Origin of the sequence: Kitasatospora sp. NPDC001603, assembly GCF_040298365.1 — a bacterium.
Lineage (GTDB): Bacteria > Actinomycetota > Actinomycetes > Streptomycetales > Streptomycetaceae > Kitasatospora.
The window spans coordinates 13,831-40,293 of sequence record NZ_JBEPAA010000010.1; the positions used below are offsets into that span (position 1 = coordinate 13,831).

Below are 26,463 nucleotides of genomic sequence, written 5' to 3' on the forward strand. Positions count from 1 at the left end.
CGTCCCCCGTCGCCGCCTCCCGCTTCCGCCCCGACCCGCCGAAGGACCCAGATGACCGTCACCACCCGAGCCGCGACCGGAGCCGCCACCGCCGACGACGACACACCCATGACCCACCGGCAGGTGCTGGAGGCCCTGTCCGGCCTGCTGCTCGGCCTCTTCGTGGCCGTGCTGTCGTCGACCGTCGTCTCCAACGCCCTGCCGCGCATCCTCACCGACCTGCACGGCGGCCAGTCCGCCTACACCTGGGTGATCACCGCCACCCTGCTCACCCTCACCGCCTCCACCCCGATCTGGGGCAAGCTGTCCGACCTGGCCAGCAAGAAGCTGCTCCTGCAGATCGCCCTGGTGATCTACATCGCCTCGTCCGCGCTGGCCGGCCTCGCCCAGAACACCGGCGAGCTGATCGCCTGCCGCGCGCTGCAGGGCATCGGCGCCGGCGGCGTCACCGCGCTCGCCCAGATCTGCCTGGCGGCGATGGTCCCGCCGCGCGAGCGCGGCCGGTACAGCGGCTACTTCGGCGCGGTCTTCGCCCTCGCCACCATCGGCGGCCCGCTGATCGGCGGCGTCATCGTGGACACCTCCTGGCTCGGCTGGCGCTGGTGCTTCTACGTCGGGATCCCGTTCGCGCTGGCCGCGATCGCGGTGCTGCAGCGCACCCTGAAGCTGCCGGTGGTCAAGCGCAAGGTCAAGATCGACTACCTGGGCGCCCTGGTCATCACCGGCGCCGTCAGCCTGCTGATGATCTGGATCACGCTGGCCGGCAAGAACTACGCCTGGCTCTCCTGGCAGACCGCGGCCATGGTCGGCGGCGGCCTGGTGCTGGGCGGGCTCGCCGTGGCGATCGAGAAGCGCGCGGCCGAGCCGATCATCCCGCCGAGCCTCTTCCGCCACCGCACCGTCACCCTGGCGGCGGTCGCCAGCGTGCTGGTCGGCATCGGGATGTACGGCGCGACCACCTTCCTCAGCCAGTACTTCCAGCTGGCCAGGGAGAAGTCCCCGACCATCGCCGGCCTGATGACGCTGCCGATGATCCTCGGCCTGGCCGTCGCCTCCACCGTGGCGGGCAAGCTGATCACCAAGTACGGCCGCTGGAAGGCCTACCTGGTCGCCGGCACCCTGATGCTGGCCGTCGGCTTCGCCCTGCTCGGCACCGCCCGGGCCGACACCGACTACGTGCTGCTCGCCGTCTACATGGCGATCACCGGCATCGGCCTCGGCCTGACCATGCAGAACCTCGTGCTCGCGGTGCAGAACACGGTGCCCCGGCACGAGCTCGGCGCGGCCAGCTCGGTGGTCACCTTCTTCCGCACCATGGGCGGCGCGATGGGCGTCTCCGCCCTCGGGGCCCTGATGAACAACCGGGTCGGCCACTACCTGACGGAGAACCTGGCGGCCGCGCACGTCCCGGCCACCGGCGCCGCGGCCGGCGGCGGCATCCCGGACCTGCACAAGCTGCCCGCCCCGCTCGTCCCGCTGGTGACGGACGCCTTCGGGCACGGGGTCGGCGTGGTCTTCCTGGTCGCGGCGCCGTTCGCGCTGCTGGCCTTCGTGACGGTGCTGTTCATCCGCGAGACCGTGCTGCGCACCGGCCACCAGAGCTGACCGCCGCCGGCGGGGGCACGGGGCAGGACACGGCGAAGGCCGGGGAGCGGACCACCGCTCCCCGGCCTTCGCCGTACTCCGTGCGTCAGTGGCCGGCGATCAGGGACAGGCCGTAGAGGACGGCGGCGCCGCAGACCGCGAAGCAGGTGTAGGCACCGGCCAGGGCCAGTCGGCCGCCGCCGGCCGGGGCGTCGGAGCCCGCCGCCGAGCGCTGCGCGGTGAGCGCGGCCTCACGGCGGGAGAGGGCCAGGATGCCCAGCGCGAAGACGGTGACCACCGCGACGGTGATGCCGAAGCTGAAGCCGGCGGTCTGGGCCAGGGCGTTCCACTTGATGTGCATGGTGTGTGCTCCTCAGCCGTCGGCGCTCAGGCCGCGACCGTGGTCGAGGCGGGAGTGGTGGGGGTGCCGGCCGCGGCGGTCGGGGTGATCTCGACCGGGGTGATGTCGCCGGCCTCGTTGACGTTGTCCGCGTGGACCGGCTGGCGGCGGGAGATCAGCCACATCGCGCCCGAGCCGGCGACCAGGACGGCGCCCACCAGGACCACGCCCCAGGTGCCCTGCTCGACCACGAGGGCCGCGAGGCCGGCCACCGTGGCGGCGGCGGGCAGGGTCAGGCCCCAGGTGTAGACCATGCGGCGCACCAGGCTCCAGCGCAGCTCGCCCTTCGGGCCGCCGAGGCCGGCGCCCATGATGCCGCCGGAGCAGACCTGGGTGGTGGAGAGGCCGAAGCCCATGTGCGAGGAGGTCAGGATGACGGTCGCGGCGGCGGACTCGGAGGCGAAGCCCTGCGGCGCCTGGATGTCCGCCAGGCCCTTGCCCATCGAGCGGATGATCCGCCAGCCGCCCATGTAGGTGCCGAGCGCGATCGCCGCACCGGCCGAGACGATCACCCAGGTGGGGGGCAGCGCGCCGGTCGGCAGGGCGCCGACCGAGACCAGGGTCAGGGTGATGATGCCCATCGTCTTCTGGGCGTCGTTGGTGCCGTGGGCCAGCGAGATCAGCGAGGAGGAGAACACCTGGCCGGTCTTGAAGCCCTTGGTGACGGTGGCGCCGTCGCTCTTGCGGGTGATCGCGTACGCCAGCTTCGTGGCGCCCCACGAGGCCAGGCCCGCGACCAGCGGGGACGCGATCGCCGGGATGAGGATCTTGGTGACCACGGTGTCGAAGTTGACGCCGTTGAGACCGACGCCGACCACGGTGGCGCCGATCAGGCCGCCGTAGAGCGCGTGCGACGAACTGGACGGAAGGCCTCTCAGCCAGGTGATCAGGTTCCAGAGGATCGCGCCGACCAGTGCGGCGAAGATGATCTCCGGATGGATCCCGGCCTTCTCGTTGACGATGCCGCCGGAGATGGTGGTGGCGACCTTCACCGAGAGGAACGCCCCGGCGAAGTTGAGGACGGCCGCGATGGTGACCGCGACCTTGGGTCGAAGGGCTCCGGTGGCGATGGAGGTGGCCATCGCGTTGGCGGTGTCGTGGAACCCGTTGGTGAAGTCGAAGGCGAGCGCCGTGATGATCACAACGGCCACCAGGAACGAGATGTGTTCCATACCCAAACAATCGTCGTAGTTGTCGCACTGACGTTGGTGTCGATCGCGACGGTAGGGAGCCTCGGTGAACGGAAGGTGAACTGAGACGGGCTGCGTGGTTCCGGACGTGTCCAAGGGGTTGCCATGACCTTGCCAGGAGGTGTCCCCGGGCCCGCTGAACTGGGCATTGGCGCAGAACGTCCTGGTTCGCTCCGGTTTGCTGAGACCTGTCTCACAACCGACCGAAGAATTCATCCGGCCGTACGGGTGCGGTCTGTTTCTGCCGGGAGACCCATGACAGGATCGGCGAGGATCCGGGCAACCCGGGGATCGGCAGGGGCGGGGAGGAACGAATCCATGGGCGGGGCCGCACAGCGCACGGAGACAGCGGGAACACGACCGTGGGTGCGGGCCGCCCTGCGCTGCGGAGCCGTCCTGGCGGCCGCCGCGCTGGCGCTGCCGCTGGCCGCCCAGGCCGCCTACGCGGCGCCGGACCCGGGCAACCCGGGCATCACCGCCCCGGCCGCCGTGCCCGGCGCGGACCCGCTCGCGGAGGCCAAGGCCACCCTCGGGCCGCTGCTCGACCGGCTGCACGAGCTGTACACGGGGGCGGAGGCCGCCACCGAGCAGTTCAACGCCGCCGTCACCAAGGTCGCCGAGCAGCAGGCCACCGTCACCGACCTGGGCGACCGGCTGGACCGTCAGCAGAAGCTCGTGGACGCCGGTACCGACGTGGCCGCCCAGCTCGCCGCCGCCCAGTACCGCAACGGCGCCACCTCGGCCTACGCCGAACTGCTGCTCTCCCAGGACCCGTACGAGGCCGTCACCATCGCCGAACTGCTCTCCGCCGCGAGCCGTTCGCAGTCCGAGTTCCTGGACCGGCTCAAGCTCGACCGCGAAGCGCTCACCGGCCTGCAGAAGCAGAGCGAGGAGGCGCTGAAGAACTCCCAGGCACTGGTCGCCCAGCAGGACGCGGCCAAGGCCAAGCTCGCCACCGACCTGGCCGCCGTCGAGCAGCTGGTCTCCTCGCTCACCGGTGCCCAGCGCACCGAGCTGGAGCAGCTGGAGAAGGCCAAGGCCGACGAGGCCCAGCTGGCCTTCCTCGCCTCCGGTGCCCTCGGCAAGGGCGAGCGCACCCCGTCGCTGGCCGGCCGCGCCGCCGTCGCGTACGCGCTGGCGCAGCTCAACAAGCCGTACGTGTGGGGCGGCGCCGGCCCGGACGTCTTCGACTGCTCCGGCCTCACCTCGCAGGCCTGGCTGCACGCCGGCAAGCCGATCCCGCGCACCAGCCAGGAGCAGTGGGCCCAGCTCCAGCACGTCGCGCTGAACCAGCTGCGCCCCGGTGACCTGGTCATCTACTTCGAGGGCGCCACCCATGTCGCGCTCTACATCGGCGGCGGGCTGGTCGTCCAGGCGCCCCGCCCGGGCGCCGTGATCAAGGTGTCGCCGATCGGCTCGATGCCGATCCTCGGTGCCGTCCGCCCCGACCCGGAGACCGCCTCGGACGAGGCGGGCGGTGCCTGGAAGGTGCCGGACCTCCCGGCGGGCTGGGACAGCGTCACCCCGATCGCCCCGAGCCCGGCCAACCAGGTGCCGGTAGACCCGAACGCGGCGAACCCCGCGCCCGGCACGCCGACCGCGCCCGGTACGCCCACCCCGGGGACGCCGACGCCCGGCACCCCGCAGCCCGGCACCGGCACACCCACCGACCCGGGGACGCCGACCGGCACCCCGACGGGCACGCCGACCGGGACGCCCACGGGGACGCCGACGGGCACGCCCACCGGCACTCCGACGGGGACGCCGACCGGGACCCCGACGGGCACCCCCACCGGGACGCCCACGGGAACGCCGACCGGGACCCCGACGGGCACCCCCACCGGGACGCCGGCCGGGACTCCCGCGGGCTCGCCCAGCGGCACCGGTACCGGTTCGGCCACCGCCTCGGCCCCGGGCTCCACCTCGGCCACCCCGCTGCCGGCGGGCCAGCACTAGCTCGGCCCGACGGCCCGGGGAGCCCCGGGCCGTCGGCCGGTTCAGCTCGCGCCGCTGTCCGGCTCGAAGCGGATCAGCACGGCCTTGGAGGTCGGGGTGTTGCTGATGTCCGCGGTGGAGTCCAGCGGCACCAGCACGTTGGTCTCCGGGTAGTACGCCGCCGCGCCGCCGCGGGCCACCGGGTAGTGGACCACCTTGAAGTGCGGGGCGCGCCGCTCCACGCCGTCCTTCCACTCGCCGACCAGATCGACGTACCCGCCCTCGGTCAGGCCCAGCTCGGCGGCGTCGACGGGGTTGACCAGCACGACCCGGCGGCCGCCGGTGATGCCGCGGTAGCGGTCGTCCAGGCCGTAGATCGTGGTGTTGTACTGGTCGTGCGAACGGAGCGTCTGCAGCAGCAGCCGGCCCGGCGGGACCTCGGGCGCGGTGAGCGGGTTGACCGTGAAGTTGGCCAGCCCGGTCGCGGTCGGGAAGGTCCGGGAGTCGCGCGGGCCGTGCGGCAGGGTGAACCCGCCGGGCCGGCGGACCTTGTCGTTGAAGCCGTCGAAGCCCGGCACCACCCGGGCGATCCGGTCCCGCAGGGTGTCGTAGTCGTCGGCGAAGTCCTCCCACGGGACGTCGTCCCGGGGGCCGAGCGCCGCGCGGGCCAGCCGGCAGACGATCGCCACCTCGGAGAGCAGCCCCGGCGCCGGCGGGCGCAGGCCACCGCGCGAGGAGTGCACCTGGCCCATCGAGTCCTCGACGCTGACGAACTGCGCGCCACTGGCGGTGACGTCCCGGTCGGTGCGGCCGAGGGTGGGCAGGATCAGCGCCCGGGCCCCGGTCACCACGTGGGAGCGGTTGAGCTTGGTGGAGACGTGCACGGTGAGCCGGCAGCGGCGCATCGCCGCCTCGGTGACCTCGGTGTCCGGGGTGGCGGCGACGAAGTTGCCGCCCATCGCGAAGAACACCTTCACCCGGCCGTCGCGCATCGCGCGGATGGTGTCCACCGAGTCGTAGCCGTGCGCCCGCGGCGGTTCGAAGCCGAACTCGCCGCCCAGCGCGTCCAGGAAGGCCGCCGAGGGCCGCTCGAAGATGCCCATCGTCCGGTCGCCCTGGACGTTGCTGTGTCCGCGCACCGGGCAGACCCCGGCGCCCGGGCGGCCGACGTTGCCGCGCAGCAGCAGGAAGTTGACCACCTCGCGGATGGTCGGCACGGCGTGCTTGTGCTGGGTGAGGCCCATCGCCCAGCAGACGATGATCTTCCGGGAGGAGAGCACCAGGCGGCCCAGCTCCTCGATCTGCTCCCACGGCAGGCCGGTGGCGGCGAGCACCTCCTCGCGCCGGGTCTGCCGGGCCTCGGCGGCGAACTCCTCGAAGCCGTGGCAGTGCCGCGCGACGAACTCCTCGTCGACGCCGCCGTCCGCGTCGAGGACGAGCCGGTTGAGCGCGCGGAACAGGGCGAGGTCGCCGCCGAGCCGGATCTGCAGGAAGAGGTCGGTCAGCTTGGTGCCGTGGCCGGCCAGGCCGCGGGCGTTCTGCGGGTTCTTGAACCGTTCGAGGCCGGCCTCGGGCAGCGGGTTGACGCTGACGACGGTGGCACCCGCGCGCTTGGCCCGCTCCAGGGCGGAGAGCATCCGCGGGTGGTTGGTGCCCGGGTTCTGGCCCGCCACGATGATCAGGTCGGCCTGGTAGAGGTCCTTGAGGCTGACGCTGCCCTTGCCGACGCCGAGCGTCTCGGTGAGCGCCGAGCCGGAGGACTCGTGGCACATGTTGGAGCAGTCCGGCAGGTTGTTGGTGCCCAGCCGGCGGGCGAACAGCTGGTAGGCGAAGGCGGCCTCGTTGCTGGTCCGGCCGGAGGTGTAGAAGGCCGCGCCGTCCGGGGTGTCCAGGGCGCGCAGCTCCTCGGCGATCAGCGCGAAGGCGTCGTCCCAGGCGATCGGCGTGTAGTGGGTGGCGCCCTCGTCCAGCAGCATCGGCTGGGTGAGGCGGCCCTGCTGGCCGAGCCAGTAGCCGGAGCGTTCGGCCAGCTCGGCCACCGGGTGGGCGGCGAAGAACTCGGCGCGGATCCGGCGCTCGGTGGCCTCCTCGGCGACGGCCTTCGCGCCGTTCTCGCAGAACTCGGCGGTGTGCGTCTTCCCGGGCTCGGGCCAGGCGCAGCCGGGGCAGTCGAAGCCGTCCGGCTGGTTGACCTTGCGCAGGGTGGCGAGGGTGCGTCGGGCACCCATCTGCTCGGTGGCCATCCGGAGGGTGTGGCCGACCGCCGGCAGTCCGGCCGCGGCGTGCTGGGGCGCGGACACCACGGGGGCGTCCTGCGCGGGATCGCTCTGCGGGGCCGGTTTGGCCATGACTGCGCTCCTCGGCTGTGCTCGTCCGGCCGCCGCTCCGTCGCGTGGCCCGCCGTCCATCCTTCCACCCGTTCGAGTCGTCCGGGCCATCCCGGTACCGGTCCCGGCCGACCCCGCACGGTGCGTCGACGGGGTGCGGCCGCTTCGAGAGGCGGGGGCGCGGGTGACCGGCCACCGCGCGGGCCCGGCACGACCTGTCGGCCTGCCTACCAGCAGCGGCCGGCGCTGCCCGCGCGCCGGGGCCCCGGGTGGCCCGCCGGCCCAGGAGTGCCCCGCCCGGGGCAGCGGTGCCGATCCGGCGCCCTTCTGGCCCGGGACGTCGCCTCGGGCCAGGAGGCCGGTGCCTGCCTGACCTCGCTGGAGCGCGGGACCGGCATCACGTCGACCGGGGGCTGGATCGTGTCAGCTCCGGACCACGTCACCGCCGAGGACCTGGTCGAGGAGCTGCTCGGGCCCCGAGCCGGCCGGGCGGGGCCCCGGGCCGACCACGCGGGCCGCGAGCGGCGCGGTGGGCCGCCCGGTGGGCCGCCCGCCCGCCGCCGGGACGGCCGCCAGGGCCCGCAGGATGGCCCGGGCGGCGGCGTCGTTCTGGCGGAAGCCCGGGGAGTCGGTGCGCGGCCGGGCGAAGGCGGCCGCCGCGCGCAGACTGGTGTGCGGGCCGAGGGCGGTGCGCCGCGGGTGCGGCCCGCCGTCCAGGGCCGGGTCCAGGACCCGGCTGTCCCCGGGGCGGATGGTGAGCAGCCCGGAGCGGTGGGTGTGCTCCTCGTCGCTGACCACCTCCTCCACGATCCGCCCGGCGCGGTGCAGGTCCCGCAGGACCGGGTCCCGGGTACGGGCCAGCGCGTGCTTGGGCAGGTACGCCTCGATCAGCGCGGTGGCCTCGACGCGGTGCCCGGGCACGGTGCTGCCGGACGCCCGCCAGGTGCCGGTCGCCTCGTCCCGGTCGACCCGGACGCCCGCGCCCAGGAAGCGGACCACGCCCGCCTCGGAGAGCGCGAGTAGCTGGCGCAGCCGGAAGCCGGGCGGGCCGGAGGCGAGGTAGCTGAAGTAGCCGAAGAACCACTCGTCGACCTCCTCGCCGACCGAGCGGGCGGTGAGCCGGCCGGAGGCCAGCACGCGGGGCAGTTGGCCGAAGAGCGAGAGCAGGGCGAGGAAGGCGCCGAGGTCGGCGCTGTGGGCCGGGTCGGCGCGGCGGTCGGCGTCCTCGGCGATGTAGCCGCGCAGATGGCGCTGGAGCTCCTCGGCGGAGCCGAGTTCGAGGCCGGCCAGCGGGAAGTCGAGCCGTTCGAAGTCCAGCCGGTCGGCCTCGTCGGGGACGGCCCGGGCGATCAGCCGGGCGAGCTCGGGCGCGTACCAGTCGTGGGCGTCGTAGCCGGCGAGGAACTCGGCCCAGGGGAGCGCGGTGCGTTCGGGGTGGGCGTGGAACAGTTCGTGGTAGTGCCCGAAGCCGATGTCCTTCGCCATCATCGGCCAGAAGTCGCGGCGCAGTTCGAGCGGTCCGGGGCGCGCGAGAACGGCGTCCACGGCGGCCGCGTCGAAGTAGCGGGGGAGCGGGGCGGGCGGCCCCTGGAGCCGGTAGCCGGTCTTGGAGTGGTAGGGCACCCCGCGCCGGGAGCCGACGTGGATCACCGGCTCGCGGCCGGAGGGCCGGTAGACCGGGCCGTCCGGCGTCTCCTCGAAGCGGCCGCCCCGGCCTTCGGTGAGCAGGGCGACCAGGTCGACGAAGGCGAGCCCGAAGCCGCGCAGGACGACGTGCTCGCCGGCGCCGATGCCGCTCAGGTCGGCGTCGGCGGAGAAGGCGGGCGGCAGGTGGAAGCGGCCGTGCCGGGCGGCGAACCCGGCGTCCGCGGCGTACCGGGGGTGCGGGGCGGAGTCGAGGTGGCCGAGGGTCAGGGTGACGTGGTCGGCGGTGAGCACCCGGTCCCCGAGGTGGACCAGCTGCGGGCCGTCCACCGGGCCCTCGACCCGGCGGACGGTGTCCCGGTGCACGGTGACGGTGATGTGCGGCGGGAGGTCGGCGACGGCGCGGCGGAACACCCAGTCCAGGTAGGCGCTCTGGGCCCGGCGGGTGGGGAAGTCGGTGGGCGCCAGGGTGCCCAGCTCGGCCCGGACCGCCGGGTCCTCGACCTCCCGGTAGGGCGCGAACTCCGTCTGCCGGGCGGCCCATTCGGCCAGCGAGGGCCCGGGGCGGACCGGTCCGTCGATGGTGGACCGCTCGTCGGTGAACATCGTGACGTCCTCGGCCATCGAGTTCATCCGGAGCAGCGGGGACTGGTCGTAGCGCCAGATCCGGCCCGCGCCGGGCGGGTGCGGGTCGACCAGGTGGATCTCCAGCGGGCGCTCGGAGGGCAGGAGTTCGGCCGCGTTGGCGGCGATCCGCTCCAGCAGCCCGGTGCCGCGCGGGCCGGCGCCGACGATCACCAGGGTGGTCAACGCGTCCCCCCGGCTGCGGTCTTGGCGCCGGTCGCGGCGTCTGCCCCGGCCGGGGCGTCGGCGGCGGCGCGCAGCCGGCGCCAGGCCGCGCGGGCCTTCTGCAGCGGGGTGGGCGGCAGGCCGTCGCGGGTGGCGCCCTTGGCGTAGTGCCGCTCGACGTAGTACTGGCCGACGGACAGCACGGTGGTGATCACGATGTACCAGATGGTGGCGACCATCAGCATCGGGATGACCTGGTAGGACTGCAGGTAGACCAGCTGCACCGAGTAGAGCAGGTCGGAGACGGCCAGCACGCTGATGATGCTGGTGCCCTTGAGCGCGCTGATCAGCATGTTCCCGGCGGTGGGGACGATCGAGCGCATCGCCTGCGGGACGATGATCCGGCGCAGCACCCGCCACCGGCCCAGCCCGAGCGCCGAGGCGGCCTCCAGCTGGCCGCGGTCGACCGAGAGGATCCCGCCGCGCACCACCTCGGCGGCGTACGCGGCCTCCAGCAGGGTCAGGCCGACCACGGCGGTCAGGGTGGGGCCGAACAGGTTGACGGTCCGGACGGTGACGAACTCCGGGCCGAACGGGATGCCCAGGCCGAGCGTCGGGTAGAGCGCGCCGATGTTGAAGAAGAGCAGCAGCTGCACCAGCGCCGGGGTGGAGCGGAAGATCCAGATGTACGTCCAGCTCAGCGTGCGCAGCACCGGGTTGGTGGAGAGCCGCATGGTGGCGAGCACCGTGCCGAGGACGAAGCCGAGGCCGAGCGTGACGGCGGTCAGCCAGAGGGTCAGGGTGAGGCCGTTCAGGACCGAGGTGGCGGTGAACCAGTCGGCGACGACGTCCCATTGGAAGGCCTTGTTGCGGATCACCGAACTGAGGGCCATCGCGAACAGCAGCAGCGCGACGGCGGCGGAGACCCACTGGCCGGGCCGGCGGCGGGCGACGAGCCGGGCCGAGGGGTCGACGACGGCGCCGGCGGGCGGCTCCGGAGCCGGCACGGGGTTCTCGGTGAGGGAGGGCGCGGGAAGGACGTCCTGCGGGGTGGCCATGAGGAGGCTCCAGGCGGAAGCTGCGGGCAGGCGGGAGGTACGGGGGTGGTCACGTACGGCCGTCGGGCCGGCTCGCGTCCCTCAACGCGACCGGCTCCGCACTGCTCTCCGCATTGATCGTACGCATGCGCGAACGAGGGCTGTCAAGGGTGGTGCCGCCGGGGCACACGGCGACAAGTGATCGCAACAGAGCGGTAATGGACGGTGGTTGACGCCGCGCATCCTTCACTGCTCAACTTGTGCTCATGTACGCCGAGCAGCTCCTGGTCACCCGCGACCACATCGACTTCGGTCGGGTGTGGTCCGCGGCGTGTCGCGGCTGACCCGGCAGCGGGCCGTCCAGCCGGCCCTGTCCTCCTAGGAGCCTCCTCCCTCGGAGGCCCTCCTCGCGGAGACCTCTCCCTCGGTGCCCCGTCGCGGGCCGGGTAGGCCGTCCAGTCCCGTACGGACGGCCGTTTCAGGCGCACGCTGCCGCCTTCAGCCTTCCGTACCCCACTGCACTCCGGCAGTTCTCCGTCGCCCTTCCGCCGGCGTCGACGGCTCCGCCGTCGCCGTCACCGTCACGTGCCCGTGCCCGTCGATCCGCGCGCTCCGCTCGGCCCTCCCGCTCGGCCCTCCCGCTCGGCCCTCTTCGCTCCGCGCTCCCCGCTCGGCCCTCTTCGCTCCGCGCTCCCCGCTCGGCCTTCTCGCTCCCCGCTACCTGCCCGGCCTCCTTCGCTCCGCGCTCCAAGCCTGGCTCTGCCACGGCCTGTTCCGGTCTGCCCACCCGCAGCCGCCGGATTCCGTACGACCCGAAAGGTCAGTCACCATGCCCGTCGAATTCCTCGGCATCGCCGCCACCGGTGATGGTTCGGAGACCACCCCCCGCTCCACGGCGGCCTTCGACCGCGACTACACCCTGCGGCTGGCCCGGGCCCACGAGGACAACGGCTGGGACCGCGTGCTGTTCGCCTACGGCGCCGGCGCCCCCGACCCGGCGGCGGCCGCGGCGTTCCTCGCGGCCCGGCTCGACCGGCTCCAGATCCTGCTGGCCCACCGGCCGAACGTCTCCTACCCGACCTACGCGGCGAAGACCTTCGCCACCCTGGACCGGATCAGCGACGGGCGGCTCACCGTCCACTTCATCACCGGCGGCAACGACCACGAGCAGCAGCGCGAGGGCGACTTCCTCACCAAGGACCAGCGCTACGCCCGCACCCGTGAGTACATCGGGATCGTCAAGAAGGCGTGGACCAGCACGGAGGCCTTCGACCACGAGGGCGAGTACTACCGCTTCAACGACTTCGTCTCGGACGTCTTCCCCGTCCAGGCCCCGCGCCCGGGCGTCTCCTTCGGCGGCTCCTCGGAGGCCGCCTACGCGGCCGGCGGGGCGGAGGCGGACATCTACTGCCTCTGGGGCGAACCGCTGGCCCGGACCGCCGAGCAGATCGAGCGGGTCAAGGAGGCCGCGCGGGCCGCCGGCCGGACGGACGTGCCGCGCATCCAGGTCGCCTTCCGGCCGATCATCGCGCCGACCGAGGAACTGGCCTGGGAGAAGGCGTACCGGACGGTGGACGCGATCCGGGCCCGCAAGGAGTCCGGCGAGCTGGTCCGGCGCGGTGCGGCCGCGGCCCGTACCCCGGAGAACACCGGGTCGCAGCGGCTGCTGGAGATCGCCGCGGCCGGCGAGCGCTACGACCGCGCGCTCTGGACCCCGACCGCGGCCGCCACCGGCGGGGCCGGCAACTCCAACGCCCTGGTCGGCACGCCGGAGACGGTCGCGCAGGCGCTGCTCGACTACTACGACCTCGGCGTGGACATCCTCTCCGCGCGCGGCTACGCGCTGCTCGACGACGCGATCGACTTCGGCCGGTACGTCATCCCGCTGGTGCGCGAGGAGGTCGCCCGGCGGGACGCCGCGAAGGCGGCCGGGGCGGCCGAGCGGGAGGCCCGGGCCGAGCGCGACCGCCACCAGCTGATCGCGGTCCAGGCGTGAGCGGCACCAGCCTGGCGACCGAGGTCCGCCGGGTGACGATCGACGATCCCCTGGTCGAGCCGCTGCTGCGGGAGCTCACCCACGAGTACGTCACCCGCTACGGGCCGGATGCCCGGGAGGAGATGAGCCGGTACCCGAAGGACGCCTTCGCGGAGCCGGCCGGCGTACTGCTGCTCCTGCTGGAGGACGGCGAGCCGGTGGCCGGCGGCGCGTACAAGCGGTACGACGAACGGACCGCCGAGGTGAAGCGGATGTGGACGCATTCCGCGCACCGCCGCCGGGGGCTGGCCAGCCGGGTGCTGGCCGAGCTGGAGCGGGCCGCGCGGGCGGTCGGCTACACCCGGATCTTCCTCACCACCGGCCCGCGCCAGCCCGAGGCCAGGGGGCTCTACCTGGCGACCGGCTACACCCCGCTGTTCGACGTCGACGCCGATCCGCTGGAGATCGGCCCGCTGGCGTTCGAGAAGTCCCTGCCGGCCCGCACCGACGGCGAGCGGGCCGAGGCCCCCGCGCGACCCCATCACGCACCGACCCCGAAAGGCGCCCAACTCCCGTGAGAACCACCACCGTCCGCCGCCGCCTGCTCGCGGCCACCGCCCTGCTGCCGGTCCTGGCCCTGGCCGCGTGCGGTTCGGACCCGAAGACCGCCGCCCAGCCGGGCGCCGGCCAGGCGGCGGTCGACGCCGCCGCGCAGGACCTCGTCTCCGGCGTCGCGAAGTCGGACGCGGCGGCCGCCCTGCTGCCCGAGGACGTCCGCAAGGCCGGGACGGTGAAGTTCGGCTCGGCGATCGCCTCGCCGCCCGCCGCCTTCTACGCCGACCAGGCCACCAAGAAGGCGGCCGGGGTGGACATCGACTTCACCGACGCGGTGGCCAAGGTGCTCGGCCTGACCGTGGAGCGCGAGGAGGCCGCCTTCGAGACCATCCTGCCCGCGCTGGGCAGCGGCAAGTACGACGTCGGCACCGGCAACTTCGGGGTCACCGCCGTCCGGTTGAAGACCATCGACTTCGTCACCTACATCGACGACGGCCAGGGCTTCGCGGTCAAGAAGGACAACACCAGCGTCCAGCCGGTCACCGACCTCGCGCAGCTCTGCGGGCTGGTCATCGGCACCGGCGCCGGCACCACCTTCGAGACCACGCTGAACGCCAAGAAGAACGTCTGCGCCGACGCCGGCAAGAAGCCCTTCGAGGTGAAGGCGTTCAGCGACAACGGCGCCACGCTGACCGGCCTCCAGCAGGGGCGGATCGACGTCGTGATGTCGACCATCAACGGCCTGCGCTACCAGGCGTCCCAGGAGGCGTCGGGGACGAAGTTCCTCGGCGAGTTCCACCGGCTGGACGTCGGCTTCGCGTTCAAGAAGGGCTCCCCGCTCACCCCGGCCTTCCAGGCGGCGGTCAACCAGCTGATCAAGGACGGGACGTACGACAAGATCGTCAAGAAGTGGGGAGTCGTCGATTCGGCGATCAAGGAATCCCAGATCAGCCCGCCCGAGCACGTGTGACCCCCTGTCCGGGCCCCGGGCCTGTTGGAGGAATCCCCCCATGAGCATCACCACCACCGAGGCCGGTCCGCCGGCCGGAAGAACCGCCACCAAGGCGCCGGCCGCCCCGGCCGGGCGCGTCGACCTCGGCGAGCTGGCCGGTCTGCGGACCGTCCGGGCCCGCCACCCGTGGCGCTGGGCGGCCGGCCTCGCCGCCGTCGTCGTCCTGCTCCAGTTCGCCCACGGCCTGGCCACCAACCCCGGCTGGGACTGGGCGACCTTCCGGGTCTACTTCTCCGCCGACACCATCCTGCGCGCCGTCGGCCGCACCATCGAACTCACCTTCTACGGAACGCTGCTGGGCTTCCTGCTGGGTGCGGTGGTGGCGGCGATGCGGCTGTCGCGCAGCGCGATCCTGCAGTCCATCGCCTGGGCCTACGTCTGGGCGTTCCGCTCCATCCCGCTGATCGTGCAGCTGGTCTTCTGGTTCAACCTCTCCTACCTCTACAAGCGGTTCGGCATCGGGATCCCGTTCGGCCCGACCTTCGCCGAGTTCGAGACGATGGGGGTGCTGGGCGCGCTCGGCGCCGCCGTGCTGGGGCTGGGCCTGCACCAGGCCGCGTTCGCCGCGGAGATCATCCGCGGCGGCATCATCGCGGTCGACGGCGGGCAGCGCGAGGCCGCCGCCGCGCTGGGCGTGCCGCGCTGGCGCCAGGCCTGGCGGATCGTGCTGCCGCAGGCCATGCGCGGCATCCTGCCGGCCGCCGCCAACGAGGTGATCTCGCTGTTCAAGGGCACCTCGGTGGTCTACGTGATGGCCATCGGCGAGCTCTTCTACCAGGTGCAGGTCGTCTACGGCCGCACCGGCCGGGTGGTGCCGCTGCTGATGGTGGCCACCGTCTGGTACGTGCTGCTGACCACGGTGCTGTCGCTCGGCCAGTACTACGTCGAGCGCTACTTCGCCCGGGGCGCCGAACGCACCCCGCCGCCCACCCCGCTGCAGCGGGCCCGGGCCTTCGTCCAGGGCCTGCGGGCCGACCGCACCCCCGTCGAGACCGCTACCGGAGGACGCTCGTGACCACCCCCGTCGTGGAACCCATGGTGCAGGTCAGGGGCCTGCACAAGAGCTTCGGCCCGCTCGCCGTGCTGCGCGGCGTCGACCTCGACGTGCCGGCCGGCTCGGTGACGGTGGTGCTCGGCCCCTCCGGCTCCGGCAAGTCGACGCTGCTGCGCTCGATCAACCACCTGGAGAAGCTGGACCGCGGCTTCGTCGCGATCGACGGCGAGCTGATCGGCTACCGCCGCTCCGGCGACCGGCTGCACGAGCTCAGGGAGCGCGACGTCCTGCGCCAGCGCACCAACATCGGCTTCGTGTTCCAGAACTTCAACCTGTTCCCGCACCTCACGGTGGTGGAGAACATCATCGAGGCCCCGGTCAGCGCGCTGCGCCGGCCCAAGGCCGAGGCCCGGGCGGCCGCGTTGGCGCTGCTGGAGCGGGTCGGCCTCGCCGACAAGGCGGACGCCTACCCGCGCCAGCTCTCCGGCGGCCAGCAGCAGCGGGTGGCGATCGCCCGGGCGCTGGCGCTGGAGCCGAAGGTGCTGCTCTTCGACGAGCCGACCTCGGCGCTCGACCCGGAGCTGGTGGGCGAGGTGCTGGACGTCATCAAGGACCTCGCCCAGGCCGGCACCACCATGATCGTGGTGACCCACGAGATCGGCTTCGCCCGCGAGGTCGCTGACACCGTGGTCTTCATGGACGGCGGGGTGGTGGTCGAGCAGGGCCCGCCGAAGGCCGTCCTGGACGATCCGCAGCACGAGCGCACCCGCGCCTTCCTCGCCAAGGTCCTCTGACCCCCCTCGCCGACCCCCTCCCGCTCCCCGACCCTCTTCCAGCCATCAGGAGTTCCGCCATGTCCCTACCCCGTCGCGCCCTCGTGACCGCCGCCGCCGCGCTCGCCGCCACCCTCACCCTCGCCGCCTGCGGCAGTTCCACGGACGCCGCCGCGGAGCTCGCCCCCGCGAAGGGCAGTACCGCGCCCAACGGCACCACGGTGAACCTGACGCCAAATCAGAACCGCATCACGACGGCGAAGGTGGACGCCATCGCGGCGCTGGTTCCGGAGGAGGTCAGAAAGAGAGGGACGCTGACGGTCGCCAACTCGCTCGGTACCACGCCGCCGCTGGACTTCTACGCGAACGACGACAAGACCATCATCGGGGTCGAGCCCGACCTCGCCTCGCTGGTCGGCGACGTCCTCGGCCTGAAGGTCGAGTTCAACCCGGTCTCCTGGGAGAACGTCTTCGTGGGCCTGGACAGCGGCAAGTTCGACGTCGGCATGACCAACATCACCGTCACCGAGGCCCGCAAGGAGAAGTACGACTTCGCCACCTACCGGCTGGACATCCTCGGCTTCGAGGCCAAGAAGGGCACCGGCTGGAAGGTCACCGGCCCCAAGGACGTGGCCGGCAAGACGATCGCCGTCTCCTCCGGCACCAACCAGGAGAAGCTGCTGATCTCCTGGAACGAGGAGAACGTGAAGAACGGCCTCAAGCCGGCCGACATCAAGTACTTCCAGAGCTCCTCCGACTACTACCTGGCGCTCTCCTCCGGCCGGATCGACGCCTACGTCGGCCCCAACCCGAGCTCGGCCTTCCACGCCGTGCAGACCGGTCAGACCGAGGTGGTCGGCACCTACTCCGGCGGCGGCGCGGACGTCCTGGGGAAGATCGCGGCGACCACCAAGAAGGACAACGGGCTGGTCCAGGCACTGAACGGGGCGATCAACGAGATCATCAAGAACGGCACCTACGGCCAGGCGCTGAAGCGCTGGGGGCTCGACGGCGAGGCCGTCCAGACCTCCGAGATCAACCCGCCCGGCCTGCCCAAGCCCAAGCCGTAGCCCGTTCACCCCCATGTCCTCCCCCGACGCTATGGTGGCCCCGGTCACGGTGGACGCTGTTCGTATCCGGTGCACCCGGGGGTTGGGGGAGACATGAGGGCTGGGGAGGTTCTGGACGGCCGCTACCGGCTGGACCGGACGCTCGGCCGGGGCGGCTTCGGGGTGGTCTGGGCGGCCCACGACGACAACATCGGGCGGGCGGTCGCGGTCAAGGTCCTCTCCGAGGAGAAGGCGAGCGACGAGGAGGCGGTCGCGCGGTTCGTCCGCGAGGCCAAGACCGCCGGCAGCCTGTCCAATCCGCACATCGTCACGTTGCACGACTACGGCCGGGTCCAGCAGGGTGCCTGGTTCACCCACTACCTGGTGATGGAGCTGGTCCGCGGCCGCCCGCTGTCCGCGGTGCTCAAGGAGGGCACGCCCGACCCGGCGCTCGCGCTGAAGTGGGCCCGGCAGGTCTGCAAGGCGCTGGACGCCGCCCACCGCTCGGGCGTGGTGCACCGGGACATCAAGCCGGAGAACATCATGATCGCCGAGAGCGGCGAGGCCAAGGTGCTGGACTTCGGCATCGCCCGGCTGCTCACCCAGTCGGGCACCGGGCTCACGTCGACCGGTGTGGTCATCGGCACCCCGCCGTACCTGGCTCCCGAGTGCTGGGCCGGCGGTGCCATCGACGGCCGGGCCGACCTCTACGCGCTCGGCGTGGTGCTCTTCGAACTCTGCACCGGACAGCGCCCGTTCAACGCCGGATCGCCGGTCGCCATGATGTACCAGCACCTCAACGACCCGCCGCCGCCGGTACGCACCCCCTACCCGGCGCTCGCCGCCCTGATCGGCCGGCTGCTCGCCAAGGACCCGGCCGACCGGCCCGCCGACGCCGCCGAGGTGCGCCGCCGACTGCGCGAGATCCCGGTCGGGCAGAGCACCCCGGTCGGGCAGAGCACCCCGGTCGGCCGGAGCACCCCGGCCGCCCCGGCCCCGCCGCCCGAGCCGCCCGAGCCGCCCGAGGCGCTGCGGCAGCGGGCCGACCGGGCCTGGGAGTACGGCGTGGAGGGCCGGCCCGAGGAGGCCGTGCGGATGCTGACCGAGCTGATCCCGCGGTTCGCCCGCAGCTTCGGCCCGGCCGACCTCCGCACCCTGCGCACCTGTCACGACCTCGCCCTCTGGCTCGCCCGCGCCGGCAGCCCGGGCGCCGCCGCCGCGCTGCTGCGCGAGCTGGCCCCGGCCCTGTCCGGCGAGCCGAGGGCGCACGCGGACGTCCTGCGCGACCTCGACCGCTGGGAGCGGGAGCGCGACGAGGCCGGCCCCGGCCCGGCCCGGGCGCAACCCCTGGACCAGCTCCTCGGCGGCCCCGCGCAGAGCTGACGCCCGCCCCGGCGGTCGCCCGATGACCGACCGGCGACGGCCCGCCCACTCGCGCGCTCACCCCGGGCGGAGGCCCGTCCGCCCACGGTGGAGCCCTGTGGTGGAGCCCCGTGCCGACCGGCCCGACCGGTGGCCGTCGCCCGGGCCGGGGGCTGTCAACCGTACGGGCACCTGATTCGGTGCTGCTCCGGGTTGTGGGAATTGATAGGAATTCGCCGAGCTGGACTGTCTGGTTCGCAGGCGGCGGCCGTTGATATACCTCGCAACAAGAGTTCGGTGCGGTGTGTGCGGCCGTACCGGCGAGCTGAGACGAAAGTGGTGGTGAGGCTCAGATGAAGCTCCTCCGTGTCGGACCACCGGGCGCCGAGCGTCCGATCGCGTTGGGCCACGACGGCACCGCGTACGACCTCTCCGGGCGCGCCCGGGACATCGACGGCGCCTTCCTGGCCGGGCTCGATCCGGCCGCGCTGGCCCGCGACGCGGCCGCCGGCCTGCTGCCGGTGGCCGACGTCGCCGGGCAGCGGGTCGGCGCTCCGGTCACCCGGCCGGGCAAGGTGGTCGGGATCGGGCTCAACTACCGGGACCACGCCGCCGAGGCCGGCGCGGCGATCCCGGACGAGCCGGTGATCTTCCTCAAGCCGAGCAACACCGTGGTCGGCCCGTACGACGAGGTGCTGGTGCCCCGGGGCGGCGAGAAGACCGACTACGAGGCCGAACTGGCGATCGTGATCGGCCGCACCGCCCGGTACCTGGCCGGCCACCGGGAGGCGGCGGAGGCGATCGCGGGCTACACGATCGCCAACGACGTCACCGAGCGGGCCTTCCAGCTGGAGCGCGGCGGCCAGTGGGACAAGGGCAAGTCGGCGGAGACCTTCACGCCGCTCGGCCCCTGGCTGGTCACCGCGGACGAGGTCGCCGACCCGCAGCGGCTGCGGCTGCGCCTCTGGGTCAACGGCGGGCTGCGGCAGGACGGCTCCACCGCCGAGATGATCTTCCCGGTGCTGGAGATCGTCCGGTACGTCAGCCAGTTCATGGTGCTGGAGCCGGGCGACGTGATCGTCACCGGCACTCCGGCCGGCGTCACCCTGGGCCACCCGGGCACCCCGTTCCTGACCGCCGGGGACGTCGTGGAGATCGAGATCGACGGGCTGGGCCGCCAGCGTCAGGTGCTCGGCAAGGCCTGACGTCCGGGCGGCCCGACCCCGACCCCGGGCACGGGGGTCGCGGGTCGGGCCGCGAGAGCGAGCCGGACCCGCCCGCGAAGAACCGCCGCGCCCCGCGCCTCAGCCGCCGAGCGCGGCCCCCGCCTCAGCCGCCGAGCGCGGCCCGCAGCCGGGCGGTCCGTGGTGCGTCCGGGCCCTCCAGCGCCAGCAGCGCGGTCAGCACCTGCGCCGTCTGCGGATCGTGCAGCGCCGTCGCCGCGGCCATCGCCACGAACTGGTCCACCAGCCACTCCCGCAGCTCGTCCACCGGCAGCGCGCGGCCCTCGTCCAGCCAGGTCAGCGAGGTGCCCTCGACCACCGCGATCCACGAGCGCACCAGCAGGGTCAGCCGCGGCCCGGCCTCCCGGACCCCGAGGTGGCGCAGGGTCCGCTTGAGCGCCGCCCGCCGGACGTCGTCCACCATCGCCGAGGTGCGCTGCGTCTCCACCACCGAGCCGCCGCGCAGCAGGGCCGAGTACCCGGCGTCGTGCTCGGCCACGAAGGCGAAGTAGCTCTCCAGCACGGCGGCCAGCTGCTCGGTCGGGCTGCCGGTCAGCGGCACCGTGAACCGGCTGGTCAGCTCCTCCGCGGCGGTGCGCAGCGCGGCCTCGTACAACTGCTGCTTGCCGCCCGCGAAGTAGCGGTACACCAGCGGCCGGGAGGCCCCGGCGGCCTCCGCCACGTCGTCCAGGCTCACCTCGTCCGGCGGACGCGAGGCGAACAGCTCCAGGGCGACCGCGATCAGCTGGTCCCGTCGCTGCTGCACCGTCAGCCGCCGGTACCCGCTGCGCCGCGGCCGGGCCTCGGAGGACGGTGGGACGGGCGCTGAGCTGGCTTCCATGGCGGTCAGCGTAATGGTCGCCGGTCCGATCGGATCCTTGCCTGCACCGATCATTCCGAACGGATGTTTGCCGCCCGGCCGCCCCAGCCACCCGGCCGCTCGTGACCCGCCGCCGCCCCGGCCCCCGCCCGGCCCGCCGCCCCGCGACCGCCCGCCCCGGCGGGTCGGCCCGCCGCACGGCGGGCCGGGCGCCGACCATGGGGACGGATCGTCGCCGTCGCTTCGAGGAGGGCCGCCGGATGGCGCGGGCAGTGCAGTGGACGGCGGCCGTGCGCCGGGTGCCGGGGGCGGTCCTCCGGTGGGTCCGGTCGGCGCCCGGGACGTACCTGTGGCTGCTGCTCCTGGCGGCCACGAGCTTCGTGGTGGCGCGGATGGACCCGGCGCGGCTGGACTGGTTCCTGGCCGCCCGCTCGACCAACCTGGAGAACCTCCGCTCGGACCCGGTGCACGTCCTGGTGGCCAGCGCGCTCTGGACCGAGCAGTCGAGCTTCCTCCTCTACTTCGTGCTGTTCACCCTCTTCCACGCCAACGCGGAGCGCTGGCTGGGCACGCCGCGCTGGTTCACGGTGGCCGCCACCGCCCACGTGCTGGCCACCCTCGTCAGCGAGGGGGTGGTCGCCCGGGGCATCATGCGCGGCCGGCTGGGGGAGAGCCTGGCCGGCACGGTGGACGTCGGCGTCTCGTACGCGCTGGCCGGTGTGGTCGCCGTGCTGACGTACCGCTTCGCCGGCCGCTGGCGGCTGCTGTACGGGGGCGGCGTGCTGGCCTTCTACCTGGTGCCGCTGGTCGGTTCGCACGCCTTCACGGACCTCGGACACTTCTGCGCGGTGCTGATCGGCCTCTGCTTCTTCCGGTTGGCCCGCGGCCGGTCCAGGTGGGACCCGGGACTGCTGCTCCGGCGCAGGCGGGAGCGCCGGGCGGAGGTCTGAAATGGCCGGTCCATGCCACAGGGTAGGGGCTTGCAATCGGCCCGGGCCGCGAAATGATGTCCGGATGGTTGAAGAACTGATCAGCTCCGACGGCACCACCCCGCGCCGCATTGCCGACGACTACGTGCAGGCCCTGGCCGAGCTCGACCCGCTGACCGCGGTGTACCTCGGGCTCAACCTCGACGACGACCGACTCCCCGACCTCTCCCCGGCCGGTGACGAGGCGCTCGCCGAACTCGGCCGCCGCACGCTCGCCCGGCTCGCGGACGCGGAGCGGGCCGGAGCTGCCGAGGACGAGGCCGAGCGCCGCTGCGCCCGGCTGCTGCGCGAGCGGCTCACCGCCTCGCTCGCCGTCCACGACGCGGGGGAGGGCTTCCGCGCGGTTCGCAACCTGGCCTCGCCGGTCCACAACGTGCGGGACGTCTTCACCCTGATGCCCGCCGACACCGAGCAGCAGTGGGCGGTGATCGGGCGCCGGCTGGCCCGGGTGCCCCTCACGCTGGAGCAGTACCGGGCCACCCTCGCCGCGGGCATCGAGCGCGGTCTGCTCTCCGGCCCCCGTCAGGTGAGCACCGTGGTCGAGCAGCTCGGCGACTGGCTGCAGGGGGACGAGGCCGGCTGGTTCGGCGTCTTCGTCCGGCAGGCGCCCGAGGGGCTGCGCGCCGAGCTGGCCGGGCCCGCCGCCGCCGCGGCCGCCGCGGTGGCCGCGCTGCGCGACTGGCTGCGCGACGTCTACGGCCCGGCCGCCGCCGGCACCTCCGACACCATCGGGCGCGAGCGCTACGGCCGGTGGGTGCGCTACTGGACCGGCGCCGACCTCGACCTGGACGAGGCGTACGGCTGGGCCTGGCAGGAGTTCCACGGCCTGCTCGCCCAGATGGAGGCGGAGGCCGAGAAGGTGCTCCCCGGCTCCACCCCGATGGAGGCGATGCGGTGGCTGGAGAGCGACGGCCCCGCCGTCCAGGGCGCCGAAGCGACGCGTGAGTACCTCCAGGGGCTGATGGACGGGGCGATCCGCGACCTCCAGGGCACCCACTTCGACCTGGCCGAGCCGGTCACCCGGGTCGAGTCGATGATCGCCCCGGCGGGCAGCGCGGCCGCGCCGTACTACACCTCGCCGTCGCTGGACTTCACCCGCCCGGGGCGGACCTGGCTGCCGACCATCGGCCGGGAGCGCTTCCCGGTCTGGGACCTCGTCTCCACCTGGTACCACGAGGGCGTTCCCGGCCACCACCTCCAGCTCGCGCAGTGGAACTACGTCGCCGACCGGCTCTCCACCTACCAGGTCAGCATCGGCGGGGTGAGCGCCAACATGGAGGGCTGGGCGCTGTACGCCGAGCGCCTGATGGACGAGCTGGGCTACCTCACCGACCCGGGCCACCGGCTCGGCTACCTCAACGCCCAGATGATGCGCGCGCTGCGGGTGATCGTCGACATCGGCATGCACGTCGGGCTGGACTTCCCCGCGGACTCCCCGTTCCGCCCGGGCGAGGCCGTCCTGCCGGACGCCGCCCGGGAGTTCTTCGGCCGGTACTGCGGGCTGGCGCCGGAGGTCCTGGACAGCGAGCTGGTCCGCTACCTCGGCATGCCCGGCCAGGCGATCGGCTACAAGCTCGGCGAGCGGGCCTGGCAGCGCGGCCGGGCGGCGGCCCGGGCGGCGCACGAGGCGCGCGGCGAGGAGTTCGACCTCAAGGCCTGGCACATGGCGGCGCTCTCGCAGGGCTCGCTGGGGCTGGACGACCTGGTGGCGGAGCTGGCCGCGCTGTAGCGCGGTGCCGGCGACGGCGGGTGCCCCGGCCCGGGCGGCCGACGGCACGGCCCCCGGGTGCAGGGGCACCCGGGGGCTCTTCGCCGCCTCCGGCCGGGGCGGGCCTGGTCCCGTGGTCCCGGGCGAGTGGTGAATTAGTCCTATTCGTCCGATTTGGTGAGCTTTTTCCTTGCCATTCGCCGCGCGGAGCGTTTGGCTGGAAGGCGACTGCGTGACCTCTCCGAACCCCTGCGGAAGGCTCCCCCAGTGTCTGCTCAACCTGCCACCGGTCACAAGGCGGCGGACAGTCGTCGCTGGTGGGCATTGGCGGTCATCGCCATCGCCCAGCTGATGATCGTCCTCGACATCACCATCGTGAACATCGCCCTGCCCTCGGCCCAGAAGGACCTCGGGATATCCGACGCCAACCGGCAGTGGGTGATCACCGCCTACACGCTGGCCTTCGGTGGCCTGCTGCTCCTCGGCGGCCGGCTCGGCGACCTCTTCGGCCGCAAACGCGTCTTCATCATCGGCCTGCTCGGCTTCGCCCTCGCCTCCGCGATCGGCGGCGCCGCGTCCGGGTCGGCGATGCTGTTCGCGGCCCGCGCCCTCCAGGGCGCCTTCGGCGCGCTCCTCGCCCCGTCCGCCCTGGGCCTGCTCTCCACCACCTTCAGCGATCCACGGGAACGCAGTACGGCGTTCGGCATCTTCGGTGCCATCGCCGGCGGCGGCGCCGCGATCGGCCTGCTCCTGGGCGGCCTGCTGACCGAGTACCTGAACTGGCGCTGGTGCCTGTTCGTGAACACCCCGATCGCCATCGCGACGGCCTTCGCCGCCTTCTCGATCCTCACCTCGGACCACGTCGCCAAGGGGCGCCGGGTCAAACTCGACCTGCCCGGCGCTTTCCTGGGCTGCGGCGGCCTGCTCGCCATCGTCTTCGGCACGTCCGAGGCGGTCAGCCGGGGCTGGGTGGACTGGCTGGTGCTGGGCTCGCTGGCGCTCGGCGCGCTCCTGCTGGTGGCCTTCGTGCTGGTGGAGCGGCGCACCGAACACGCGCTGCTGCCGCTGCACATCGTGGGCGAGCGCAACCGCGGCGGCGCCGCGCTCTCGATCGGCCTGGCGATGGTCGGGATGTTCGGCCTGTTCCTGTTCCTCACCTACTACCTCCAGGTGATCAAGCACTTCTCGCCGGTGATGTCCGGCGTCTCCTTCCTGCCGATGACGGCCGCCATCGTGATCAGTTCGACCGGGTTCGCGGCCCGGCTGATGACCAGGGTGCCCTCGCGCAACCTGATCGGGCCCGGGCTGCTGCTGGCCGCGGCCGCGATGGCCTGGCTGACCCAGATGAAGGTGGACAGTCCGTGGGCCGGCATGGTGCTCCCCGCCGAGCTGCTGCTCGGCTTCGGGATGGGCCTGGTGTTCATGCCGGCGATGAGCCTGGCCACCCTGGGCGTCGCCCCGAACGAGGCCGGCGCCGCGTCGGCCACCATCAACTCGGCCCAGCAGGTGGGCGGTTCCGTCGGTACGGCGCTGCTGAACACGATCGCGGCCAGTGCCACCGCGACGTACCTGGCCACCCGGATCGCCGGCAATCCCCAGGTCCAGGCCCAGGGCGCGGTGCACGGGTACGTGATCGCGACCTGGGTGGCGATGGGCATCCTGCTGGCGGCGGCGCTGATCGCCTTCCTGATGATCAACCACCGCCCGGCACCCGGCGAGGCCACCGGGGAGACCGTGTCCGGGGCGGGCGGGCAGGCCGGCGCGACGGCCACCGCGGGGGCGGCGGCGCCGAGCCACCGGCAGCGCGCCCGATGAGCCGCGGCCCCGGTACCCGCGCCGACTGAAACATGCCCCGAGGTCCCGCAGTCGACCTCCGGCGCCTCCCCGCTCCCGGCCACCCCGGGAGCGGGGAGGCGCCGCCGTGCCGGGGGGCGCCGGACCCCGGGGTGACGCCTCGGGACCGACCGGCCCCGGGCCGCCGGGCGGAGGATTTCTCATCCGGCTCCCAGCCGGACATCACAGCCCTCCCAGCTCCCTGGGCCATAGTCGGACGGTACTCGCACCGACATCCAGGTCAGGAGGACCAGGCATGGGCCAGCACCGTCGCCTTCAGCCCCGACGCCGGCTTCTGGCCCCCACCCTCCTCACCCTGCTCTCGGTGCTCACCGTGGCGGCCGTCGTCACGGGCGCGCACAGCGTGACCTCGGAGGTGACGGCGGCGGGCAGCCCGACGGTGACCGCCCCGGCGGCCGCCACGTCGTCCCCCGCGCCCGCGCCCGCGCCCTCGTCCTCTGCCTCGGCGCCGGACGCGGCGGCGCACGCGGCGGCCCCGGCCGCCACCGGGGCGCCCACGGACGGGGCCGCCGGCGAGGCCACCACCGACCAGGCCGCCGCCGAGGCGCCCACCGACCCGGCCACCGCCGCCGTCACCGTCCCGGGCCCGCTCGGCACCACCGCGGTGGCCCCGGCCACGCCCGAATCCGCCACCGTGGGAGCCCTGTTCAGCGGCAAGGTCACGGCGGGCGACCACTTCTGCACCGCCAGCGTGCTGCACAGCCCCACGAAGAACCTGCTGATCACCGCCGCCCACTGCCTCGACAGTGCCGCCGGCGTCACCTTCGTCCCCGGCTACCGCGACGGCGCCGCCCCCTACGGCACCTGGCGGGTCACCGCGATCCACACCACCACCGGCTGGTCGCGGGACGGCGACCAGGACGAGGACTTCGCCGTCCTGGAGACCGCGTCCGACGACGGCCGCCGGATCGAGGACGTGGTCGGCGCCAACCAGCTCGGCACCGACGAGCCCTTCGGCGTCACCGTCCGCCTCTACGGGTACCCGAGCGGCACCGAGGCGCCGCTCCTGTGCGGCAACACCACCGGCCGCCAGAGCACCTACCAGCGCGTCGTCGACTGCCCCGGCTACCCCGGCGGCACCAGCGGCGGCCCGTGGATCAGCACCACCACCGGCCATGTGGTCGGCGTCATCGGCGGCTACCAGGAGGGCGGCGACAGCCCCGACACCTCCTACAGCGCCGCCTTCGACCACACCGTGGCGGCCCTCTACGAGGAGGCGGTGGACGCGGCCTCCTGAGCCCGG

General features: G+C 73.5%; 20 protein-coding genes. 14 read left to right on the forward strand and 6 right to left on the reverse strand.

Annotation, left to right across the window (positions count from 1 at the left end):
- The first annotated feature begins 108 nt into the window (after positions 1–108).
- Entirely contained in the window at positions 109–1,605 is a 1,497-nt protein-coding gene (locus ABT263_RS09400; RefSeq protein ID WP_502885778.1) for an MDR family MFS transporter, read from the forward strand.
- A gap of 85 nt (positions 1,606–1,690) precedes the next feature.
- On the opposite strand, the gene ABT263_RS09405 is transcribed toward ABT263_RS09400, so the two are convergent.
- Both ABT263_RS09405 and ABT263_RS09410 read right to left on the reverse strand, forming a co-directional pair.
- Positions 1,691–1,945, reverse strand: a complete 255-nt coding sequence (locus ABT263_RS09405) for a hypothetical protein (RefSeq protein ID WP_329489580.1) — start codon at positions 1,943–1,945, stop codon at positions 1,691–1,693.
- Positions 1,946–1,971: 26 nt separating this feature from the next.
- Positions 1,972–3,156, reverse strand: coding sequence for an inorganic phosphate transporter (locus ABT263_RS09410; RefSeq protein WP_352289302.1), 1,185 nt, complete (start codon positions 3,154–3,156; stop codon positions 1,972–1,974).
- Between the two features lie 336 nt (positions 3,157–3,492).
- Between ABT263_RS09410 and ABT263_RS09415 the strand changes: the two genes are divergently transcribed.
- Positions 3,493–5,130, forward strand: a complete 1,638-nt coding sequence (locus ABT263_RS09415; protein ID WP_352289305.1) for a C40 family peptidase — start codon at positions 3,493–3,495, stop codon at positions 5,128–5,130.
- Positions 5,131–5,171: 41 nt separating this feature from the next.
- On the opposite strand, the gene ABT263_RS09420 is transcribed toward ABT263_RS09415, so the two are convergent.
- The 3 genes from ABT263_RS09420 to ABT263_RS09430 form a co-directional block, all read right to left on the reverse strand.
- Positions 5,172–7,457, reverse strand: coding sequence for an FdhF/YdeP family oxidoreductase (locus tag ABT263_RS09420; protein WP_352289308.1), 2,286 nt, complete (start codon positions 7,455–7,457; stop codon positions 5,172–5,174).
- Between the two features lie 402 nt (positions 7,458–7,859).
- Positions 7,860–9,890 carry an FAD/NAD(P)-binding protein gene (locus tag ABT263_RS09425; RefSeq protein WP_352289311.1) on the reverse strand — a complete coding sequence of 677 codons (2,031 nt, stop codon included), beginning with the start codon at positions 9,888–9,890 and terminating at the stop codon, positions 7,860–7,862.
- Positions 9,887–10,927: an amino acid ABC transporter permease gene (locus ABT263_RS09430; RefSeq protein ID WP_352289314.1), complete on the reverse strand. Its 1,041-nt coding sequence runs from the start codon at positions 10,925–10,927 to the stop codon at positions 9,887–9,889. Before ABT263_RS09430 ends, ABT263_RS09425 begins: the two co-directional genes overlap by 4 nt.
- Positions 10,928–11,735: 808 nt before the next feature.
- Here ABT263_RS09430 and ABT263_RS09435 point away from each other — a divergent pair.
- From ABT263_RS09435 to ABT263_RS09470, 8 genes are all read left to right on the forward strand, one after another.
- Entirely contained in the window at positions 11,736–12,902 is a 1,167-nt protein-coding gene (locus tag ABT263_RS09435; RefSeq protein WP_352289317.1) for an LLM class flavin-dependent oxidoreductase, read from the forward strand.
- Positions 12,899–13,459 (forward strand): GNAT family N-acetyltransferase, encoded by a 561-nt coding sequence (locus ABT263_RS09440; protein WP_352289319.1) that lies wholly within the window; start codon positions 12,899–12,901, stop codon positions 13,457–13,459. The genes ABT263_RS09435 and ABT263_RS09440 overlap by 4 nt, the downstream gene beginning before the upstream one ends.
- Positions 13,456–14,406, forward strand: coding sequence for an ABC transporter substrate-binding protein (locus tag ABT263_RS09445; protein ID WP_352289322.1), 951 nt, complete (start codon positions 13,456–13,458; stop codon positions 14,404–14,406). The genes ABT263_RS09440 and ABT263_RS09445 overlap by 4 nt, the downstream gene beginning before the upstream one ends.
- A 40-nt stretch (positions 14,407–14,446) precedes the next feature.
- Entirely contained in the window at positions 14,447–15,463 is a 1,017-nt protein-coding gene (locus tag ABT263_RS09450) for an amino acid ABC transporter permease (RefSeq protein WP_352289325.1), read from the forward strand.
- A gap of 20 nt (positions 15,464–15,483) precedes the next feature.
- The gene (locus tag ABT263_RS09455; protein WP_352289536.1) at positions 15,484–16,236 is read left to right on the forward strand and encodes an amino acid ABC transporter ATP-binding protein; all 753 of its coding nucleotides are present in this window, start codon (positions 15,484–15,486) and stop codon (positions 16,234–16,236) included.
- 59 nt (positions 16,237–16,295) lie between these two features.
- Positions 16,296–17,285: an ABC transporter substrate-binding protein gene (locus tag ABT263_RS09460; protein WP_352289328.1), complete on the forward strand. Its 990-nt coding sequence runs from the start codon at positions 16,296–16,298 to the stop codon at positions 17,283–17,285.
- A gap of 93 nt (positions 17,286–17,378) precedes the next feature.
- Positions 17,379–18,647, forward strand: coding sequence for a serine/threonine-protein kinase (locus tag ABT263_RS09465; protein ID WP_352289331.1), 1,269 nt, complete (start codon positions 17,379–17,381; stop codon positions 18,645–18,647).
- A 332-nt stretch (positions 18,648–18,979) separates the two neighbouring features.
- Positions 18,980–19,831 (forward strand): fumarylacetoacetate hydrolase family protein, encoded by an 852-nt coding sequence (locus ABT263_RS09470; RefSeq protein ID WP_352289334.1) that lies wholly within the window; start codon positions 18,980–18,982, stop codon positions 19,829–19,831.
- 124 nt (positions 19,832–19,955) lie between these two features.
- Here the strand turns inward: ABT263_RS09470 and ABT263_RS09475 are convergent, their stop codons facing one another.
- Positions 19,956–20,690, reverse strand: a complete 735-nt coding sequence (locus ABT263_RS09475) for a TetR/AcrR family transcriptional regulator (RefSeq protein ID WP_329489594.1) — start codon at positions 20,688–20,690, stop codon at positions 19,956–19,958.
- A 239-nt stretch (positions 20,691–20,929) separates the two neighbouring features.
- Between ABT263_RS09475 and ABT263_RS09480 the strand changes: the two genes are divergently transcribed.
- The 4 genes from ABT263_RS09480 to ABT263_RS09495 all read left to right on the forward strand — a co-directional run bounded on the left by ABT263_RS09480 (position 20,930) and on the right by ABT263_RS09495 (position 26,457).
- Entirely contained in the window at positions 20,930–21,619 is a 690-nt protein-coding gene (locus ABT263_RS09480; RefSeq protein ID WP_352289337.1) for a rhomboid-like protein, read from the forward strand.
- A 64-nt stretch (positions 21,620–21,683) separates the two neighbouring features.
- Positions 21,684–23,387: a DUF885 domain-containing protein gene (locus tag ABT263_RS09485; RefSeq protein ID WP_352289340.1), complete on the forward strand. Its 1,704-nt coding sequence runs from the start codon at positions 21,684–21,686 to the stop codon at positions 23,385–23,387.
- A 246-nt stretch (positions 23,388–23,633) separates the two neighbouring features.
- Positions 23,634–25,181, forward strand: a complete 1,548-nt coding sequence (locus ABT263_RS09490; protein WP_352289343.1) for an MFS transporter — start codon at positions 23,634–23,636, stop codon at positions 25,179–25,181.
- Between the two features lie 274 nt (positions 25,182–25,455).
- Entirely contained in the window at positions 25,456–26,457 is a 1,002-nt protein-coding gene (locus ABT263_RS09495; RefSeq protein ID WP_352289346.1) for a trypsin-like serine peptidase, read from the forward strand.
- The last annotated feature ends 6 nt before the right edge of the window (positions 26,458–26,463 follow it).

Bases quoted from the DNA above. Each gene is read 5' to 3' on its own strand.
- ABT263_RS09400 (WP_502885778.1), top strand. From the start codon at position 109: ATGACCCACCGGCAGGTGCTGGAGGCCCTGTCCGGCCTGCTGCTCGGC.
- ABT263_RS09405 (WP_329489580.1), bottom strand. From the start codon at position 1,945: ATGCACATCAAGTGGAACGCCCTGGCCCAGACCGCCGGCTTCAGCTTC.
- ABT263_RS09410 (WP_352289302.1), bottom strand. From the start codon at position 3,156: ATGGAACACATCTCGTTCCTGGTGGCCGTTGTGATCATCACGGCGCTC.
- ABT263_RS09415 (WP_352289305.1), top strand. From the start codon at position 3,493: ATGGGCGGGGCCGCACAGCGCACGGAGACAGCGGGAACACGACCGTGG.
- ABT263_RS09420 (WP_352289308.1), bottom strand. From the start codon at position 7,457: ATGGCCAAACCGGCCCCGCAGAGCGATCCCGCGCAGGACGCCCCCGTG.
- ABT263_RS09430 (WP_352289314.1), bottom strand. From the start codon at position 10,927: ATGGCCACCCCGCAGGACGTCCTTCCCGCGCCCTCCCTCACCGAGAAC.
- ABT263_RS09435 (WP_352289317.1), top strand. From the start codon at position 11,736: ATGCCCGTCGAATTCCTCGGCATCGCCGCCACCGGTGATGGTTCGGAG.
- ABT263_RS09450 (WP_352289325.1), top strand. From the start codon at position 14,447: ATGAGCATCACCACCACCGAGGCCGGTCCGCCGGCCGGAAGAACCGCC.
- ABT263_RS09455 (WP_352289536.1), top strand. From the start codon at position 15,484: ATGGTGCAGGTCAGGGGCCTGCACAAGAGCTTCGGCCCGCTCGCCGTG.
- ABT263_RS09460 (WP_352289328.1), top strand. From the start codon at position 16,296: ATGTCCCTACCCCGTCGCGCCCTCGTGACCGCCGCCGCCGCGCTCGCC.
- ABT263_RS09465 (WP_352289331.1), top strand. From the start codon at position 17,379: ATGAGGGCTGGGGAGGTTCTGGACGGCCGCTACCGGCTGGACCGGACG.
- ABT263_RS09470 (WP_352289334.1), top strand. From the start codon at position 18,980: ATGAAGCTCCTCCGTGTCGGACCACCGGGCGCCGAGCGTCCGATCGCG.
- ABT263_RS09475 (WP_329489594.1), bottom strand. From the start codon at position 20,690: ATGGAAGCCAGCTCAGCGCCCGTCCCACCGTCCTCCGAGGCCCGGCCG.
- ABT263_RS09480 (WP_352289337.1), top strand. From the start codon at position 20,930: ATGGCGCGGGCAGTGCAGTGGACGGCGGCCGTGCGCCGGGTGCCGGGG.
- ABT263_RS09485 (WP_352289340.1), top strand. From the start codon at position 21,684: ATGGTTGAAGAACTGATCAGCTCCGACGGCACCACCCCGCGCCGCATT.
- ABT263_RS09495 (WP_352289346.1), top strand. From the start codon at position 25,456: ATGGGCCAGCACCGTCGCCTTCAGCCCCGACGCCGGCTTCTGGCCCCC.